Origin of the sequence: Methylorubrum sp. SL192, assembly GCF_026672325.1 — a bacterium.
Taxonomy (GTDB): domain Bacteria; phylum Pseudomonadota; class Alphaproteobacteria; order Rhizobiales; family Beijerinckiaceae; genus Methylobacterium; species Methylobacterium extorquens.
The window spans coordinates 2,274,840-2,291,111 of the sequence record NZ_JAPPQV010000003.1 but is presented as its reverse complement, the minus strand read 5'-3'; the positions used below and the strand labels follow the sequence as shown (position 1 = coordinate 2,291,111).

Here is a 16,272-nt window from a genome sequence, read left to right as displayed (position 1 = left end):
ACGGATGGGCGCCCGACGCAAATGGCGGATTGATCGCGGAAGCCGGCCGGAGCAGCATGACACAGGAGGCATCGCCTATGGCAGACGTCCTGATCGTCGGCGCCGGGCCGGTCGGCCTGACGCTCGCCTGCGAGCTGGCGCGCTACGGCGTCGGCGTCCGGCTGATCGACCGCGCGCCTCAGGCGACGCAGACCTCGAAGGCGCTCGTCGTCTGGTCGCGCACCCTCGAATTGATGGACCGGATGGGCTGCACCGAGGCCTTCCTCGCGGCGGGCCTGCGCGCCCGCGGCGCAACCCTGCGCGGTGGCGGCCGGGTGCTCGGCGGCCCGGACTTCTCCGACATCGCCAGCCCCTACGCCTTCGGGCTGATGATCCCGCAGAGCGACACCGAGCGGCTGTTGGCCGAGCACCTGCGCAGCTTCGGAGTCGCGGTCGAGCGCGCGGTCGAACTCACGCGCTTCTCACAGACGCCCGATGGGGTGGAGGCACGGCTCTCCCACGCCGATGGGCGCGAGGAGCGGGTGGCGACAGCCTTCCTGATCGGCTGCGACGGCGCCCACAGCGCCGTGCGCCACGGGCTCGGCCTGCCCTTCCGCGGCACGGCGCAGGGCGATGAGTGGCTGCTCGCCGACATCCGCCTCGACGGCGCGGGAGCCCCGCCCGGCGATAGAATCGCGGTCTATCTCCACCGGGAAGGTCCGTTCGTGATCTTCCCGATCCCCGGCGGCCGGGCGCGGGTGGTCGCCACGGTCGGACGCGCGGACGGGCGGCCGAGGCCCGATCCGACGCTGGAAGAGGTGCAGGAGCTGGTCGCCGCGCGGGCCGGGCCCGGCCTCCGGGTGTCGGATCCTGTCTGGCTCAGCCGTTTCCGCATCCATGAAAGGAAGGTCTCGGAGTACGGCCGTGGCCGCGTGTTCCTGGCGGGCGATGCCGCGCATATCCACAGCCCGGCCGGCGGCCAGGGCATGAACACCGGCATGCAGGACGCGGTGAACCTGGCCTGGAAGCTCGCCCTGGTGCGGCGCGGCGCGGCCGCCCCATCGCTCCTCGACAGCTACAGTTCGGAGCGCAACGCCGTCGGCGAGATGGTCCTGCGCAATGCCGGATGGCTCACCGCCATGGCGACGCTCACCCACCCCCTCGCCCAGGCCGTCCGCAACCGCGCCCTGCGTCTTTTCCTCGGCTTTCACGCCGTGCGGCGCCGGATGGCGGCGACGATGAGCGAGATCGCGATCGGCTATCCCGCCTCTCCGCTCTCGGTCGGGCCCGGCGCCGGCCGGCGCTGGCGGCCGGAGGATGCGGACGGCCCGCCGCCGGGCGCCGGCGCCGACCCACGCTTCGTCCTCTACGCGGCCGATGCTGAGCGCGGGACGGCGCTCGCCGCCCGCTTCCCCGGTCTGGTTCAGCCCGCACCACGAGCGAACCCCGAGCCGGAGCGCCTGCATCTGGTGCGCCCCGACGGGTATGTCGGCCTCGCAGCCGGCGCGGCCGATTGGGACGCCGCGGCGCACTACCTGAAAGAATGGGGACCGGTCTGAACGCGGTGCAGCCGAGGCGCCTGTTCGCGCGTTGAGGTAGCGATTCGACGGAGAACGCCGCCCACAATGAAATGGTTTGCAATCAGCCCACGGGATTTCGCCGACCCGCGCTGGCCGCTTCCGGAAACGCCGCGGATCACCCTCAAGGCCGAGAACGCGAACGACGCCCGCCGCCGCTTCGAGGAAGCCTATCCAAGCGAGCCCTTCGGCACGCCGGGCCATCCCACCGGCGATGTCGGACTCGGCAGTTTCCGGGGCGATGCGGAGGCGCTGCTGGTCGACGAGACCGACACGCCACCCGCACCGGACGCTTGAGCCGTGCCGCCGGCCACAGGAATCTTCGCGCCATGACCGAAACCACGACCGAAACCGGCAAACGCCCCCCGCACGAGACCCTCGACGCGCAGCTCGTGCGCTACTGGGAGCGGGAGGCCACTCGCTTCGACGAATTGTCGGCGCGGGCGAGCTTCGGCTGGATCAGCCGCAACTATGCCCGCAGGGCACAGCGTGCCCGTGAAAAGGCCGAACGCAGCCGCGCCAAGGAGGTCGCCCGCGGACGCCTGCCCGCATCCGCGCAGGCGGCCGATCGGGACGGCGATAGCCCGAGCTAAAACCTTTGCCGTGGCCTTCCGGGGCCACGGATCGTAAGGGCGGGACCGTCCCCTCCCCGTCCCCTTGAGCCGCATGACAGGAACCGAAAAGGCTGCCCTGGCGAGCGCCGCCGTCGGCGTGCTCGTCACGGCGCTGAAATTCACCGCCTATTGGCTCACCGGCAGCCTCGCGCTCTATTCCGACGCGCTGGAGAGCATCATCAACGTCGTGGCCGCGGCCTGCGCGTTCCTGGCCGTGCGCGTCGCCGCGCAGCCGGCCGACGAGGATCACCCCTACGGCCACCACAAGGCGGAGTATTTCTCCGCGGTGATCGAGGGCGCGCTGGTCATCGTCGCCGCCCTGCTGATCCTGCGCGAGGCGTATTTCGGCATCCTCGACCCGAAGCCCCTCGACGCGCCCGCGCTCGGTCTGGCTGTCAACGGCGTCGCCACGATCATCAACGCGGTCTGGGCGACGCTGCTGTTCCGGCGCGGCCGGCGGCTGCGCTCGCCCGCCCTGTTGGCCGATGCCCGCCACATCCTCGCCGACGTGGTGACGTCGGGCGGCGTGCTCCTCGGCCTCGGCTTCGTCCTAGCCACGGGAACGCCGGTGCTCGATCCGGTCGTGGCAGGCTTGGTGGCCCTCAACATCCTTTGGTCGGGCTGGACGATGGTGCGCGATTCGATCAACGGCCTGATGGATCAGGCGGCCTCACCCGAAATGGTCACGCGCATCCGCGCCCTGATCTCGGCTCACAGCGAGGGCGCCCTGGAGGCCCACGACGTGCGCACCCGCCATGCCGGCAGCGCCACCTTCATCGACTTCCACCTCGTCGTGCCGGGCGAGATGACCGTGTTCGAATCCCACGCGATCTGCGACCGGCTGGAGGGTGTGATCGAAGCGGGGATCGAGGGCGCGGTCGTGGTGATCCATGTCGAGCCAGGCGATCAAGCCAAGCTGCGCGGCGTGCCCGTGATTTGAGGCCGGCTTCAGGCGCGATATCGGGGCTCGCATGAAGCGGGTCTTCCTTACCTCCACGCTGAGCCACCGCAACGCCTCCGACCTGTTTGACGGACGCTGGGCGAGCGATCTCAGCGAACTTGTGCCCGACCTGATCCGGGTGCTCGCCCATCACGGGCTGACCGAGACGACGATCATCGCCGACGACCCCGACTTCGGGAACGGCCCGGCCGTGACGCTCGCCGCGCAGCGGCCAGGCGTGGCTTCACCGGCTTGACCCGTCCGGCACGGTCTCCCTACACACTCGGACAGGCGCCGATCCGGCGGCGCCGGCACTGAAGTCGAAGAGAATGACCGAGCGCGTCGATCCGAAGAAGCTCATCAAGGGCGGCCTGCACGACTGGGAGGTCGTGATCGGCATGGAGATCCACGCCCAGGTCACGAGCCGCTCCAAGCTGTTCTCCGGCGCCTCGACCGAATTCGGCGGCGAGCCCAACGACCACGTCTCGCTGGTTGATGCGGCCATGCCCGGCATGCTGCCGGTCATCAACGAGGAATGCGTCGCCCAGGCCGTGCGCACCGGTCTCGGGCTGAAGGCCCAGATCAACCTTCGCTCGGTGTTCGACCGGAAGAACTACTTCTATCCGGATCTGCCGCAGGGCTACCAGATCTCGCAGTACAAGGACCCGATCGTCGGCGAGGGCGAGGTGCTGGTCGATCTGCCCGAGGGCGAGTCGATCACGGTGGGCATCGAGCGCCTGCACCTCGAACAGGATGCCGGCAAGTCGCTGCACGATCAGGATCCGACCAAGAGCTTCGTCGATCTCAACCGCTCCGGCGTGGCGCTGATGGAGATCGTCTCCCGACCCGATCTGCGCTCCTCCGAGGAGGCCCGGGCCTACGTGACGAAGCTGCGCACGATCCTGCGCTATCTCGGCACCTGCGACGGCGACATGGAGAAGGGGAGCCTTCGCGCCGACGTGAACGTCTCCGTGCGCCGCCCCGGCGAGCCGCTCGGCACGCGCTGCGAGATCAAGAACGTCAACTCGATCCGCTTCATCGGTCAGGCTATCGAGACCGAAGCGCGCCGCCAGATCGCGATCCTGGAGGACGGCGGCAAGATCGATCAGGAGACGCGCCTCTACGACCCGGGCAAGGGCGAGACCCGCTCGATGCGCTCGAAGGAAGAGGCGCACGACTATCGCTACTTCCCCGATCCCGACCTGTTGCCGCTCGAATTCGATCAGGCCTACGTCGATGCGCTGGCCTCGGGCCTGCCGGAACTGCCGGACGCCAAGAAGGCACGCTTCATCAAGGATTTCGGCCTCAGCGCCTACGATGCCGGCGTGCTCGTCGCCGAGCGGGCCTCGGCCGACTACTTCGAGGCGGTCGCCCGCGGGCGCGACGGCAAGGCCGCCGCGAACTGGGTCATCAACGAGCTGTTCGGCCGCCTCAACAAGGAGGGGCGCAGCATCGAGGACACGCCGGTCTCCGCCGAGCAGCTCGGCACCATCGTCGATCTGATCGGCGACGGCGTGATCTCGGGCAAGATCGCCAAGGACCTGTTCGAGATCGTCTGGTCCGAGGGCGGCGACCCGCGCGCGATCGTCGAGGCCCGCGGCATGAAGCAGGTCACCGATACCGGCGCCATCGAGGCGGCGGTGGACGCGATCATCGCCGCCAACCCCGACAAGGTCGAGCAGGCCAAGGCCAAGCCGACCCTGCTCGGCTGGTTCGTCGGCCAGACCATGAAGGCGACGGGCGGCAAGGCCAATCCGGCCGCGGTCAACGCGCTGCTGAAGGACAAACTCGGTATCGAGTAGGTCCGGCGGTCGCACCTAGAGTGCGTTCATACCAAGGGGCCCCCGGTTCGTCGGAAGAATGCGTGGCAACGCGATGACCTCGGCTGCTTTTGCAACGAAGCGGATGCCGGTTCGGCGAAAGAAAGCGCATTGAAACAGTGGCCTGGAGACGTCGGCTCAATGCAACCCGATCGGATACAACTCTAGCCAGATCAGGATTCCAGCCGTTACCGCAGATGTTGGTCCGATGGTCGCCGGGCGACCCTCGGGCCAACGTTAAGTCAATTCGCAGTTCGCGTCGTGAGGGTCGCGGGCGGGGAAATATTTTCAGGAATTGTCTCTCAGCATCCAATCTCCTTTAACTTCGAGCTGAGAAGCTTCGCTCTCCCCACCAGCCTCGGGCGCCGGCCTCGGTCGACGCTTTCGGGGGAGCCAAGCGATGTCCGCGTCCCGTCCGGTGCCACACAGCGATCGTGGAGCCGCCGCACCCGTCCAGAACGCGCCGCGAGAGGACGGGCTGGAAAGCCGCCTCGACGCCCTGTGCCGCTCCGTCGCCGAAATCTTCGCCGTCCCCGTGGCGGTGATCGCGCTCATCGACGCGGATCGCATCCGTTTCCGCGCCCGCTACGGGCTCGCGGAGGCCGTCATCGACCGCGAAGACGCCCTCTGCCAACACACGATCCGCCAGCCGCGCGGTCACGCCCTCGTGGTGTCGGACCTGATCCGTGACGAGCGTTTCGTCCATTCTCCCCTCGTCGTCGGCGCGCCGCATGCCCGCTTCTACGCGGGTCTGGCGATCCGCTCGGGAGCGGGCCGGGTCGTCGGCACGCTGTGCCTGATGGATCGGGTGCCGCGGGACGATGTCTCGTCCGACCGAGTGCGCGTCCTGCAAGAACTGGCGCTCGTCGCCGAGGCGCATCTTGAGCTCGACGAAGCCCGCCGCGCGAGCGAGGCCGCGGAACGCCGGCGCGCGGAGGCGCATCTTCTGGAATGGGAGGCGCGCCAGAGGGCGCTCGAGGCGGCCCATGCCATGGCCGAACAGATCGCCGCCTTCGGCCATTGGCGGATCGATGCGGCCACCCGCACCATCGCGTGGTCGGACGGGATCGCCCGCATCTTCGGGCGCAACGCCGAACGCGCGACGCTGCCGCTCGAAACCCATATCGGCTTCTATCATCCGGATGACCGCGAACGCGTCTGGGCCGCCATGGACGAGGCGCTCGCGGGCCGCAGCCGGACCCTGGGGGGTGGCTACGAGCACCGCTCTCGCATCCTTCGTCCCGACGGCGAGATCCGGGTGGTGGCCGTTCACGGGATCGGTGAACACGATGATGCGGGCCGGCTCGTCTCGATCTTCGGCGTCTGCCTCGATGTCACCGGCATGGCCCGCTCCGAGCAGCGCCTGCGCGAGACCGGCGAGGCGATGCGGGCCGCTCTCGAGGCGATGGATCAGGGCCTCGTCATGATCGGACCCGACGACCGGGTTCAAGTCCACAACCAGCGCGTCCGCGATCTCCTCGAACTGCCGGAGGACGTCCTGCACGAGGGCGTGTCCTACCGGGCGGTGCGGCGCTTTCTCGGCCGGCGCGGCGAGTTCGTGCATGCGCCGCCCGAAGCCCAGGAATGGCTGGAGCACGGTGACTTCCCGCCCGGCGTCCAACGCTACGAGGGGATGCGGCCCAACGGCACGATCCTGGAGGTACGGCACGCTCCGATGGCTTCCGGCGGCCACATCTGCACCTTCACCGACCTGACGGCGTCGCGGCAGAGCGAGGCGGCCCTGCGCTCGGCCGAGGCCGATTACCAGTCGTTGTTTCAGAATGCGGTGATCGGCGTCTATCGGGCACGGCTCGACGGCGGCATCGTTCAAGCCAACCGAGCGCTCGCCCGGCTGCACGGCTACGGCGATGCGGGCCAGTCCTTGCCGGAGGGCGGCTTCAGCCACGACTGGTACATCGAGCCGGGCCGGCACGAGGCCTTCCTGGCCTGCCTGGAGCGGGAGGGCCACGTCGAGGACTTCGTATCCGAGGTGCGCCGTCACGCGGGCGGGGAACGCATCTGGGTCTCCGAGACCGCCTGGGTGGTGCGCGACGCGGCGGGCCGGCCGATCTGGTTCGAGGGCACTGTCGCGGATGCGACGGAGCGCAAGCGCGCCCAGGCGCTGATCGAGCACATGGCCCGCCACGACGCACTGACCGGGCTGCCCAACCGCCGGCTGTTCCAAGAGACCCTGGCCCGGGAGATCGACGGGGCCCGGCGCGACGGCGGCTCGGTGGTGGTGCTGTGCTGCGACCTCGACCGCTTCAAAGCGGTCAACGACACCTTCGGCCATCCCGCGGGCGACGCCCTGCTCCGCGTCATCGCGGGCCGCCTCCGCGCGACCCTGCGCGAGGGCGACGTGGTGGCCCGGCTCGGCGGGGACGAGTTCGCGATCATCCTGCCAAGCCGAGGGAAGCAGCGCCGTATCGCCGCCTTCGCCCGCCGGCTGATCCAGGCCGCCGGGCGGCCGGTCGATCTCGGCGGCCGCGCCACCACCGTCGGCGTCAGCATCGGCGTGGCGGTTTGGCCCAAGCACGGCGACAGCGCCGACACCCTGTTCAAGAACGCCGACATCGCGCTCTACCGGGCCAAGGATTCCGGGCGAAACACCTTCCGTTTTTACGAGAGCGGGATGGCTCTCGCGGTCGTGACCCGCAACCTCCTGGAAATCGAGATGCGCGAGTCGATCCGCTCCGGCGGGTTCGCGCTGCATTACCAACCGATCTTCGCCCTCGCGGACGGTGCGCCGCAGGGCTTCGAGGCTCTGCTGCGCTGGAATCATCCGATGCGCGGGCCGATCTCGCCGGGGGCCTTCATCCCGCTGGCGGAGGAGAGCGGCCTCATCACACAGCTCGGCGCCTGGGCGCTGCACGAGGCCTGCCGCGAGGCGGCCTCCTGGCCGGGCGATCTGCGGGTCGCCGTCAACGTCTCGGCGGTGCAGTTCCGCAAGACCGGGCTGGAGCAGAGCGTCATGCGCGCGCTGGCCGCCTCGGGCCTACCGGCCGGGCGGCTTGAACTGGAGATCACCGAAAGCGTGCTGATGCAGGATTCGGACGCGGTGATCGGTTCTCTGCACCGCCTGCGCGCCATGGGCGTGCGGATCGCGCTCGACGATTTCGGCACGGGCTACTCGTCCCTGAGCTACCTGTGCCGGTTCCCCTTCGACAAGATCAAGATCGATCGCGCCTTCATCCGCGACATCGACGAGCCCGTGGCGGCGGCGGTGGTGCGCGCGGTGGTGGGTTTGGGTGAGCGCCTCGGCATGGCCATCACCGCCGAGGGCGTGGAGACGGAGGAGCAATTGGTGCAGGTGCGGCGCAAGGGCTGCACCGAGGTGCAGGGCTTCCTGCTCGGCCGGCCGTTGCCGGCCGCGGAGGCCATGACCCTCGTCGCGGGGCGGGTGGCAGCCTGAGCCGGTGCGCGAGGACGGCCGGATGGCGGCACCTGTCGAGGGCGGATCGGCGGAAGTCCTGAGCGGAGGGCGAGCCGGCGCGTCGATCGGAAAGACTGAAATTTAAGAGTAATCGGCTATCGCTTCGGCGGTGACGTCGATGGCGAGAGCGGTGTCCGACCCCGTTGGGTCGGGCACCGCTCTATCCTCTTGTTTGCGGCGCTTTCTTTCGATGAACCGGAACCCGCTTCGTCGGAAAGCGCTCGAGGGGCGGTGATGCAGGGACAGATGCAGCAGGCGGATCCGGACCTCGACCGCGCTCTGGCTCCCGCGCACCGCGCCTGGGAGGCGCTGCGGCAGTATGCGCTGCCGCCCTCCCCGCGGAACTACGAATTGCTGCACACCTTCTTCGCCGGCGCCAATCCGCCGCTGAGCGAACGCCTCGCGGCCTGTCTGGCACCCGGTGGAACGCTGACCGAGGAGCAGGCGAGCGCGCTCTACGACGCTTGTATCGCCGGGACCGGGACGGAGGCCTCCGTGCTCGATGGGGCGGGCCGGCTGGCGGAGGCGGCCGGTACCCTGGCGGAGCGCGTCGCGGGCAGCCGGAGGGCGCTCGCCGGCTATGGTGACGCCCTGACCCATTGGTCCGGCCGCCTGAATGCACGTCCGACCGCCGATGAGCTGATGACGGCGCTCGTCGCCCTGATCGGCGAGACCGAGCAGGCGCAGACCCGCAACCACTTGCTGGAGGAGCAGCTCTCGGCCTCCGCCGCCCACATCGCCAAGCTGCACAAGGATCTCGTCGAGACGCAGCGCGCGGCGGCGACCGATGCCCTGACGGGGCTTGCCAACCGCAAGACCTTCGACGGCTTCCTGCGCGACTCGATCGCCCGGACCCGGAGCGATTCCGGCAGCACCTTCTCGCTGCTCATGCTCGACATCGACCACTTCAAGGGCCTCAACGACCGGCACGGCCACCGCTTCGGCGATCAGGTGCTGCGCCTCGTCGGACGGCTGCTCAGCGCGAAGACGACGGATCGCGACCTCGCCGCGCGCTACGGCGGCGAGGAATTCGCGATCGTGCTCGGCGAGGCCGGCATCGGTGCCGGCGTCGCGCTCGCCCAGGAGATCTGCGGCCGGCTGCGGGGTCAGCGGCTGGTCAAGCGCGGCACCGGCGATGTCGTGGCACAGGTCACGATCTCGGCCGGCGTCGCACAGTACCGACCGGGTGAAGCCGCCCGCGACGTGATCGAGCGGGCCGACCGCGCGCTCTACGAGGCCAAGCGGACCGGCCGCGACCGCGTCTGCCCGACGCCGCGGGCCGCGGTCGCGTGAGGGCGCGCGGCGATCAGCGGAAATCGGTCGGCGCGAGGCCGTAGCGGGCGATCTTGTCGTAGAGGGTCTTGCGCGGCACGCCGAGGGACTCGGCCGCCAGCCGCACGTCGCCGCCGGCCATGATCAGCTCCTCCCGGATCAGCCCGCGCTCGAACCGCTCGACCTGGTCGGACAGGCTGAGAACCGCCATCGGCGCTGCCTCCGGGGCGGCCTGACCGGCGAGGCCCAGCGCGCAGCGTTCGGCGAAATGATCGAGTTCACGCACGTTGCCCGGCCAGGAATGGCGCAGGAGGTGATCGCGCATCGCCGCCGTCACCGGGGGCGCCTCGCGTCCGAACCGGGCGGCGGCGCGGGCCAGGAAGTGCTGGAACAGCATCAGGATGTCCTCACGCCGCTCGCGCAGGGGCGGGATCACGACCGTGACGACGTTGAGCCGGTGGTAGAGGTCGTCGCGGAACGTGCCGGCGGCGGCCTCCTGGCCGAGATCGACCTTCGTGGCCGAGACGACCCGCATATCGATCGGCCGCCGTTCGTTGGTGCCGAGCGGCTCGACCACCCGCTCCTGCAGCACGCGCAGCAGCTTCACCTGAAGCGCCAGCGGCATGCTCTCGATCTCGTCGAGGAACAGCGTGCCCCCTTGCGCGTGCTCGATGCGCCCGACCCGGCGCTTGAGCGCCCCGGTGAAGGCGCCGGCCTCGTGGCCGAAGAGCTCGCTCTCCACCACGCTGTCGGGCAGCGCGCCGCAATTCATCGCGACGAAGTTCTTCGAGGCGCGCCGGCTCCAGCGGTGGAGGGCGTTGGCCACCACCTCCTTGCCGGAGCCTGTCTCGCCGAGCACCAGCACGTCGACATCGGCGCCGGCCACGTCGCGCACGAGGCGGCGCAGGCGCACGATTTCCGGCGAAATGCCGAGGAAGGCGGGATCCTCCTCGACCGCCGCGTCGAGCCGGGCGATGAGCCTGCGGTTTTCCAGAACGAGGCGGCGGCGGTCGAGGGCGCGACGCACCGAACCCATCAGCGCTTCGGCCGGATAGGGTTTGGCCAGGAAATCGTAGGCGCCCGAGCGCATCGCCGCGACCGCCATCGAGATGTCGCCGTGCCCGGTGATGAGGATCACGGGCAGGTCCGGGTCCTCGGCCTGGATCCGCTCCAACAGGGCGCGCCCGTCGAGACCCGGCAGGCGCACGTCGGTGACGACCACCCCCGGTGGCTCGGCCCGGATCGCCGCGAGCGCGGGTTCCCCCGCCTCGAAGGTCTCGACCTGGAAGCCGTCGAGTTCGAGGCTCTGGCGGTTGGCGCGCCGCACGTCCTCCTCGTCGTCGATGAAGACGATCCGCTCGGACGCGCCGTCCGGCTCGCTGCTCATATGGCCTCCAGGCTCCCGACCGGCTTCGCGTTCCGCTTGTCCTGCGCCGCGTCCGCCGGGGCGGGGGCGCGGGTCAACTCCATCCGGAAGGTCGTGCCGTCGGCGCCCGAGTGCAGCCCGAGCGTTCCGCCGCATTCCTCGACGATCCCGCGGCAGATCGCCAGACCGAGCCCGAGGCCTTCCGATTTCGTGGTGAAGAACGGGTCGAACACCTGCGCCCGCACGGCTTCCGGGATACCCGGCCCGTTGTCGGCGACCTCGACCGCGATCCGCTCCTCGCTCGCCTCGACCCGTAGGGCGATCCGCGGCTCCGGGCGGCCGGTCACGGCGTCGAGGGCGTTCTGCAGCAAGTTGACGACGACCTGTTCCAGGCGCGGCCCGTCGCCGAGCACGGCGAGATCGGGCGCGGGAAGCGGCGCATCGAGGGCGATGCCGGCTTGCGCGGCGCGCCAGGAGACGACTTCGAGGCTCCCGCGGACGATGTCGGCCAGGCGCACCGGCTCGCGCCGGCCCGAGGCCCGGCGGGCGAAGCCCTTGAGCTGGCGGGTCAGGGTGCCGATGCGCTCGGTCAGCCGACCGATCGCCGAGACGTTCTCCGCCGCATCCTCGACGCGCCCGCGGCGCACGAGAATCGCGGTGTTGTCGGCATAGGAGCGGATCGCGGCGAGCGGCTGGTTGATCTCGTGAGCCATGCTGGCCGCGAATTGACCCAAAGCCGCGAGCCGCCCGGCCTGGGCCAGTTCGCGGCCGAGGCGCTCGCGCTCGGCCTCGGCGCGGCGGCGCTCCTCGATCTCGGCGAGAAGCTGCCGGTTGGCCTCGCTGAGCGCGTGCGTGCGCTCGGCCACTCGCGCTTCCAGGTCCTCGCGCCGGGCGGCCGCCTCGGCAAGCCGGGTCCGCATCCGCCGCCGCCGGCCCATCAGCATGGCGAGCCCGGCCCAGGCGAGACTCGTCGTCAGCAGGGCGATCACCCGGCCCTGTGCCCGCTCGCGCTGAACCGCGGCGGCGATCGGGGTCAGGGTGTGGAGGCGCCATTCGGTGCCGGGGATCGGGGCGTCGAGCATCAGCGCCGGCCAAGCGGGCTTGGCGCTACCGCCGACCCGGACGAGATCGTCGGCGCCGAGATCGGCGTAGAGCGGCAGGGGCAAGAGCGTCGCTTCGCCGAATTCGAGCGCCTCACGGATGCGCTTGCGCTCCGCCTCGTCGATGGCGCGCAGCGCCTTGAAGCGCCAGGCCGGGTCGCTCGCCACCAGCACGATACCGCGGGCATCGGTGACGAACACGCTCTCGCGGCTCGTGCGCCATGCCGCCTCGATCGCGTCGAACTCGATCTTCACGACGACGACGCCGGCCGCGCGGGGCAGCCGGCGGGCGAGATAGTAGCCCGGCCGGCCGCTGACGGTGCCGAGGGCGAATTGCGAGCCGGAGCCGGTCGCCATCGATTCCCTGAAATAGGGGCGAAAGCCGTAGTTGCGGCCGAGGAAGCTCTTTTCCGAGGTCGCGTTGCTCGCGGCGACCGTCACGCCGTCGGTGCCCATCACGTAGATCACCGCGGCCCCGGTCGCCTCGGCGATCTGAGCGAGGCGGCCATTCACACCCTCGACGAGTTCGGGGTCGGGCGCAGGTGCCACGATGCGGGCGATCTCGGGGTCCGCGGCGAGCGCAAGCGGCAGCGAACTCTGCGCCTGCATCTCGGCTCGAAGCGCTGCGACCTGGAGTCCGAGCGTCGAGGAGGCCGAACGCCGCAGATCGGTCAGCGCCCACCGTTCCGCCATCCGCCCGCCGAGCCAGCCCGACAGCAGCAGAGCCGCGAGCCCCGCCAGCACCACGAGTGCGCGCCGGTAATCTTTCGCGGAAAGCGGAGCGGCGACGATCACCGCGGCAAGTCCAGTGCGAAATTCCGGAACGATCCGGAACCCTGCGTGCGGATCACCGCACCAAGCATTCCAGCGCCTTGCACCTGCGAACGTGAAATATCATTCATTTCAGTGCTTTAACAAAAAGTTATCGGCGCCCTCGGATTGGCATGCCGGTTGCCATTCCCTGATCGTAACGCAGCCATGACTGAACTGCAGAGCTGTGTGCCGCGAGGCCAAAAGCAAGAGCGGACGGTACCGGAATCCTCCTCGGGAGGCGTCCGGCGAACCGATCCGACGGACCGCCCACCGTCCGACAGGGAGAAACGCCCATGGCCACCGTGCCGTCCCCTTTGACCGCGCCCCACGCGCCGCCCGCACCCAAGCCGCTCTATCGCACGCTGTACTTCCAGGTGCTGGTCGCCGTCGCCATCGGCATTGCCCTCGGGCATTTCTACCCGAAGCTGGGCGCCGACATGAAGCCGCTCGGCGACGCCTTCATCAAGCTCGTCAAGATGATCATCGCGCCGGTGATCTTCCTCACCGTCGTCTCCGGCATTGCCGGCATGACCAATCTCGAGAAGGTCGGCCGCGTTGGCGGCAAGGCGCTCATCTACTTCATCACTTTCTCGACGCTGGCCCTGATCGTCGGCCTCGTCGTCGCCAACGTGCTCCAGCCCGGCCACGGCCTGCATATCGACCCTAACTCGCTCGATCCGAAGGCGGTCGCGACCTATGCCGGCAAGGCCAAGGAGCAGAACATCGCCGACTTCCTGATGAACATCATCCCGACGACGGCCGTCGGTGCGTTCGCGGGCGGTGAAATCCTCCAGGTGCTGTTCTTCTCGGTGCTGTTCGGCTTCGGCCTCGCCTTCCTCGGCGAGCGCGGCAAGCCGGTGCTCGACATCATCAAGGTGATGTCGGAGGCGATCTTCGGCGTCGTCAACATCATCATGAAGGTCGCCCCCATCGGTGCCTTCGGCGCGATGGCCTTCACCATCGGCAAGTACGGCATCTCCTCGCTCGCCAACCTCGCCTACCTCGTCGGCGCCTTCTACCTGACCTCGGCGATCTTCGTGCTCGGCGTGCTCGGCGCGGTCGCCCGCTACAACGGCTTCTCCATCCTCAAGCTCATCCGCTACATCAAGGAAGAGCTGATGCTGGTGCTCGGCACCTCCTCCTCGGAGTCGGCCCTGCCCTCGCTCATCGACAAGATGGAGAAGGCCGGCTGCTCGCGCCCCGTCGTCGGCCTCGTGGTCCCGACCGGCTACTCGTTCAACCTCGACGGCACCAACATCTACATGACGATGGCGGCGCTCTTCATCGCCCAGGCCACCGACACCCCAATCACCTATGGCGAGCAGATCCTGCTGCTGCTGGTGGCCATGCTCTCCTCGAAGGGCGCTGCGGGCGTGACCGGCTCGGGCTTCATCACCTTGGCCGCGACGCTCGCCGTCGTTCCCTCCGTGCCGGTCGTCGGCATGGCGCTGATCCTCGGCATCGACCGCTTCATGTCGGAGTGCCGCGCCCTCACCAACTTCATCGGCAACGCGGTCGCCTGCATCGTCGTCGCCCGCTGGGAAGGTGAGGTCGACGAGGCCAAGCTTCACGCCGCGCTGGGTGGCAAGCCGGTCGCCGAGGCGACCCCTGCCCCGGTCCTTCAGCCGGCTGAGTGATCCGGTCAGGAGGGCGCACCGTCCTGCGTCCTTCGTCCGGTATGGGAGCCGCGGCAGCCTGGAAGAGGGCTGCCGCGGTTTCTCGCTTTCTGAGGCCTCTCGGAGCGCATTTTCGCAGCGTCTGTTCTTACCGATCCTTGGAGACGATGCTCTATCCTCCGGCGCATCGCTGCTTGGCGATTCGAGGAGGTTTCATGCTCAAGGGACGCTGCCATTGCGGGGCCATCACCTACGAGATGCCGAGCGAGGTGGCCCACAACACGCTCTGCCACTGCTCGGATTGCCGGCGCCATTCCGGCGCGCCGATGGTCGGCTGGGCGACGGTGCCGGCCGAGCGCGTGACGATCTCCGGCGAGCCCTCGGTCTACGCCTCATCAGAGCACGGACGGCGGCATTTCTGCGGGCGTTGCGGCACCGGCCTGTTCTACGTCAACGAGCAGACCCTGCCGGGCATGATCGACGTGCAGACCGGCACCCTCGATACGCCCGAAGCCCTGCCGCCGCAGGCGCATATCCAGGTGGCCGAACGCGTCGCCTGGATGGAGGAGGCGCACCGGTTGCCAAGCTTCGAGCGATTTCCGGGCGGTTGATACCAAGCTGTATGGACCCCGACCGATGCTCGCTTTCCGGGCGTTCTGCGGAAGCTCGCCGCGCCGCCGCCTGGGCAATCGGCGATGAACCCTCATCGTCGTCGATTGTATGAGGTCTCCTCCGGGACATGCGTGGGGCTTTGTATTCTACCCTATGTTGCATTTGCCTGATGCGCCTGCGAAGCAGAACGGGCGGATAGCCGGTCCGTCGCCTGCCAAGAGCCCGTCATGCCGAGTGCGCCGTGGCCGCTGATCGAGATCTCCGTCGCGGCGGTGTCCGACGATAACCGGAGCAGCCTGCGCAGCGCATTGCTGGAATTGGTGGCCGAGACTCCGGGCCTCGATTTCTCGACCGATTCGACAACCGGCCAATTCATCTTCAAAGCCGGGACCGAGCGGTGTCTCGGCGCCGCACTCGAGCGTCTCCGAGCCGGTCCGATCGCCTTCGAGACCGGGCGGCTGCAGGTCGCTTATCGCGAGAGACTGACCCGGCGACGTGAGATCGACTTCCTGCACAAGCGTGTGATCAAAGGCAACGAAAGCCAGTTCGCGCGCGTGAAGCTCCGGTTCGAACCGAGCGAGCCCGGTGTCGGCAACGTCTTCAACGCGACGATCACCGAAGGGATTCTGCCGATCGAGTACGTCGATGGTATCGAGAGGGGCGTCGCTTCGGTGCTGACCGCCGGTGTCGTGGCCGGCTGTCCCGTGATCGACGTCACCGCTGAACTGATCGACGGCGCTTATCACGAGATCGATTCTTCGCCCCTCGCCTTCGAAATCGCAGCCCGCGCAGCTTTCCGTGAGGCGCTTCACGGCAGCGCCGTGCTCGCCGAGCCGATCATGGCAGTCGAAATCGCCGTACCGGAGCGATCCGCCGCATGGGTGATCAGCGACTTGCAAGGTCGCCGCGGCCTGATCTGGGACAGAAGCGTGCGCAGCGACGCGACCCTCATCACCGCGACGGTGCCTCTCGCTGAGATGCTTGGGTTTGGTTCGCGCTTGCAATCCGTGCCCGGCGACGAAGCCCGCTTTTCAATGGCATTCAGCCATTATGCACCCGTCCCATCGTTGGATCTCGATCCGCCGCCGATGGTTGCTGCGCTAGGCGCGTGAGGATCTTGCGCCGAGCGT

Annotated in this window: 13 protein-coding genes; 11 read left to right on the top strand and 2 right to left on the bottom strand. The window is 69.0% G+C overall.

The features are described from left to right. Positions 1–77: 77 nt before the first annotated feature. From OVA30_RS11560 to OVA30_RS11525, 8 genes are all read left to right on the top strand, one after another. Positions 78–1,538, top strand: a complete 1,461-nt coding sequence (locus OVA30_RS11560) for an FAD-dependent oxidoreductase (protein ID WP_268175508.1) — start codon at positions 78–80, stop codon at positions 1,536–1,538. A gap of 66 nt (positions 1,539–1,604) precedes the next feature. After that, positions 1,605–1,853 carry a hypothetical protein gene (locus tag OVA30_RS11555; RefSeq protein WP_253396743.1) on the top strand — a complete coding sequence of 83 codons (249 nt, stop codon included), beginning with the start codon at positions 1,605–1,607 and terminating at the stop codon, positions 1,851–1,853. A 32-nt stretch (positions 1,854–1,885) separates the two neighbouring features. Next, entirely contained in the window at positions 1,886–2,149 is a 264-nt protein-coding gene (locus tag OVA30_RS11550) for a hypothetical protein (protein ID WP_056118228.1), read from the top strand. A 73-nt stretch (positions 2,150–2,222) separates the two neighbouring features. Continuing rightward, positions 2,223–3,110, top strand: coding sequence for a cation diffusion facilitator family transporter (locus tag OVA30_RS11545; protein ID WP_015823312.1), 888 nt, complete (start codon positions 2,223–2,225; stop codon positions 3,108–3,110). A 31-nt stretch (positions 3,111–3,141) separates the two neighbouring features. Continuing rightward, positions 3,142–3,366 (top strand): hypothetical protein, encoded by a 225-nt coding sequence (locus OVA30_RS11540; RefSeq protein WP_268175507.1) that lies wholly within the window; start codon positions 3,142–3,144, stop codon positions 3,364–3,366. 73 nt (positions 3,367–3,439) lie between these two features. After that, positions 3,440–4,912, top strand: coding sequence for an Asp-tRNA(Asn)/Glu-tRNA(Gln) amidotransferase subunit GatB (gatB, locus tag OVA30_RS11535; protein ID WP_015951442.1), 1,473 nt, complete (start codon positions 3,440–3,442; stop codon positions 4,910–4,912). Positions 4,913–5,330: 418 nt separating this feature from the next. Then, positions 5,331–8,342 carry a bifunctional diguanylate cyclase/phosphodiesterase gene (locus tag OVA30_RS11530; RefSeq protein ID WP_268175506.1) on the top strand — a complete coding sequence of 1,004 codons (3,012 nt, stop codon included), beginning with the start codon at positions 5,331–5,333 and terminating at the stop codon, positions 8,340–8,342. Between the two features lie 255 nt (positions 8,343–8,597). Beyond that, positions 8,598–9,656, top strand: coding sequence for a GGDEF domain-containing protein (locus OVA30_RS11525; protein ID WP_268175505.1), 1,059 nt, complete (start codon positions 8,598–8,600; stop codon positions 9,654–9,656). A gap of 13 nt (positions 9,657–9,669) precedes the next feature. On the opposite strand, the gene OVA30_RS11520 is transcribed toward OVA30_RS11525, so the two are convergent. Further along, entirely contained in the window at positions 9,670–11,022 is a 1,353-nt protein-coding gene (locus tag OVA30_RS11520) for a sigma-54-dependent transcriptional regulator (protein WP_268175504.1), read from the bottom strand. Continuing rightward, positions 11,019–12,896 carry a sensor histidine kinase gene (locus OVA30_RS11515; protein WP_268175503.1) on the bottom strand — a complete coding sequence of 626 codons (1,878 nt, stop codon included), beginning with the start codon at positions 12,894–12,896 and terminating at the stop codon, positions 11,019–11,021. Before OVA30_RS11515 ends, OVA30_RS11520 begins: the two co-directional genes overlap by 4 nt. 311 nt (positions 12,897–13,207) lie before the next feature. On the opposite strand from OVA30_RS11515, the gene OVA30_RS11510 reads away from it, so the two are divergent. The 3 genes from OVA30_RS11510 to OVA30_RS11500 all read left to right on the top strand — a co-directional run bounded on the left by OVA30_RS11510 (position 13,208) and on the right by OVA30_RS11500 (position 16,254). After that, the gene (locus OVA30_RS11510; protein ID WP_003605007.1) at positions 13,208–14,551 is read left to right on the top strand and encodes a dicarboxylate/amino acid:cation symporter; all 1,344 of its coding nucleotides are present in this window, start codon (positions 13,208–13,210) and stop codon (positions 14,549–14,551) included. Positions 14,552–14,745: 194 nt separating this feature from the next. Continuing rightward, positions 14,746–15,141, top strand: coding sequence for a GFA family protein (locus OVA30_RS11505; RefSeq protein ID WP_003605008.1), 396 nt, complete (start codon positions 14,746–14,748; stop codon positions 15,139–15,141). 228 nt (positions 15,142–15,369) lie between these two features. Then, on the top strand, positions 15,370–16,254 hold the full coding sequence (locus OVA30_RS11500) for an elongation factor G (protein WP_268175502.1): 885 nt from the start codon (positions 15,370–15,372) through the stop codon (positions 16,252–16,254). Positions 16,255–16,272 lie beyond the last annotated feature (18 nt).

Coding starts and splice junctions, on each gene's coding strand:
- OVA30_RS11560 (WP_268175508.1), top strand. CDS start 78: ATGGCAGACGTCCTGATCGTCGGCGCCGGGCCGGTCGGCCTGACGCTC.
- OVA30_RS11555 (WP_253396743.1), top strand. CDS start 1,605: ATGAAATGGTTTGCAATCAGCCCACGGGATTTCGCCGACCCGCGCTGG.
- OVA30_RS11550 (WP_056118228.1), top strand. CDS start 1,886: ATGACCGAAACCACGACCGAAACCGGCAAACGCCCCCCGCACGAGACC.
- OVA30_RS11545 (WP_015823312.1), top strand. CDS start 2,223: ATGACAGGAACCGAAAAGGCTGCCCTGGCGAGCGCCGCCGTCGGCGTG.
- OVA30_RS11540 (WP_268175507.1), top strand. CDS start 3,142: ATGAAGCGGGTCTTCCTTACCTCCACGCTGAGCCACCGCAACGCCTCC.
- gatB (WP_015951442.1), top strand. CDS start 3,440: ATGACCGAGCGCGTCGATCCGAAGAAGCTCATCAAGGGCGGCCTGCAC.
- OVA30_RS11530 (WP_268175506.1), top strand. CDS start 5,331: ATGTCCGCGTCCCGTCCGGTGCCACACAGCGATCGTGGAGCCGCCGCA.
- OVA30_RS11525 (WP_268175505.1), top strand. CDS start 8,598: ATGCAGGGACAGATGCAGCAGGCGGATCCGGACCTCGACCGCGCTCTG.
- OVA30_RS11520 (WP_268175504.1), bottom strand. CDS start 11,022: ATGAGCAGCGAGCCGGACGGCGCGTCCGAGCGGATCGTCTTCATCGAC.
- OVA30_RS11510 (WP_003605007.1), top strand. CDS start 13,208: ATGGCCACCGTGCCGTCCCCTTTGACCGCGCCCCACGCGCCGCCCGCA.
- OVA30_RS11505 (WP_003605008.1), top strand. CDS start 14,746: ATGCTCAAGGGACGCTGCCATTGCGGGGCCATCACCTACGAGATGCCG.
- OVA30_RS11500 (WP_268175502.1), top strand. CDS start 15,370: ATGCCGAGTGCGCCGTGGCCGCTGATCGAGATCTCCGTCGCGGCGGTG.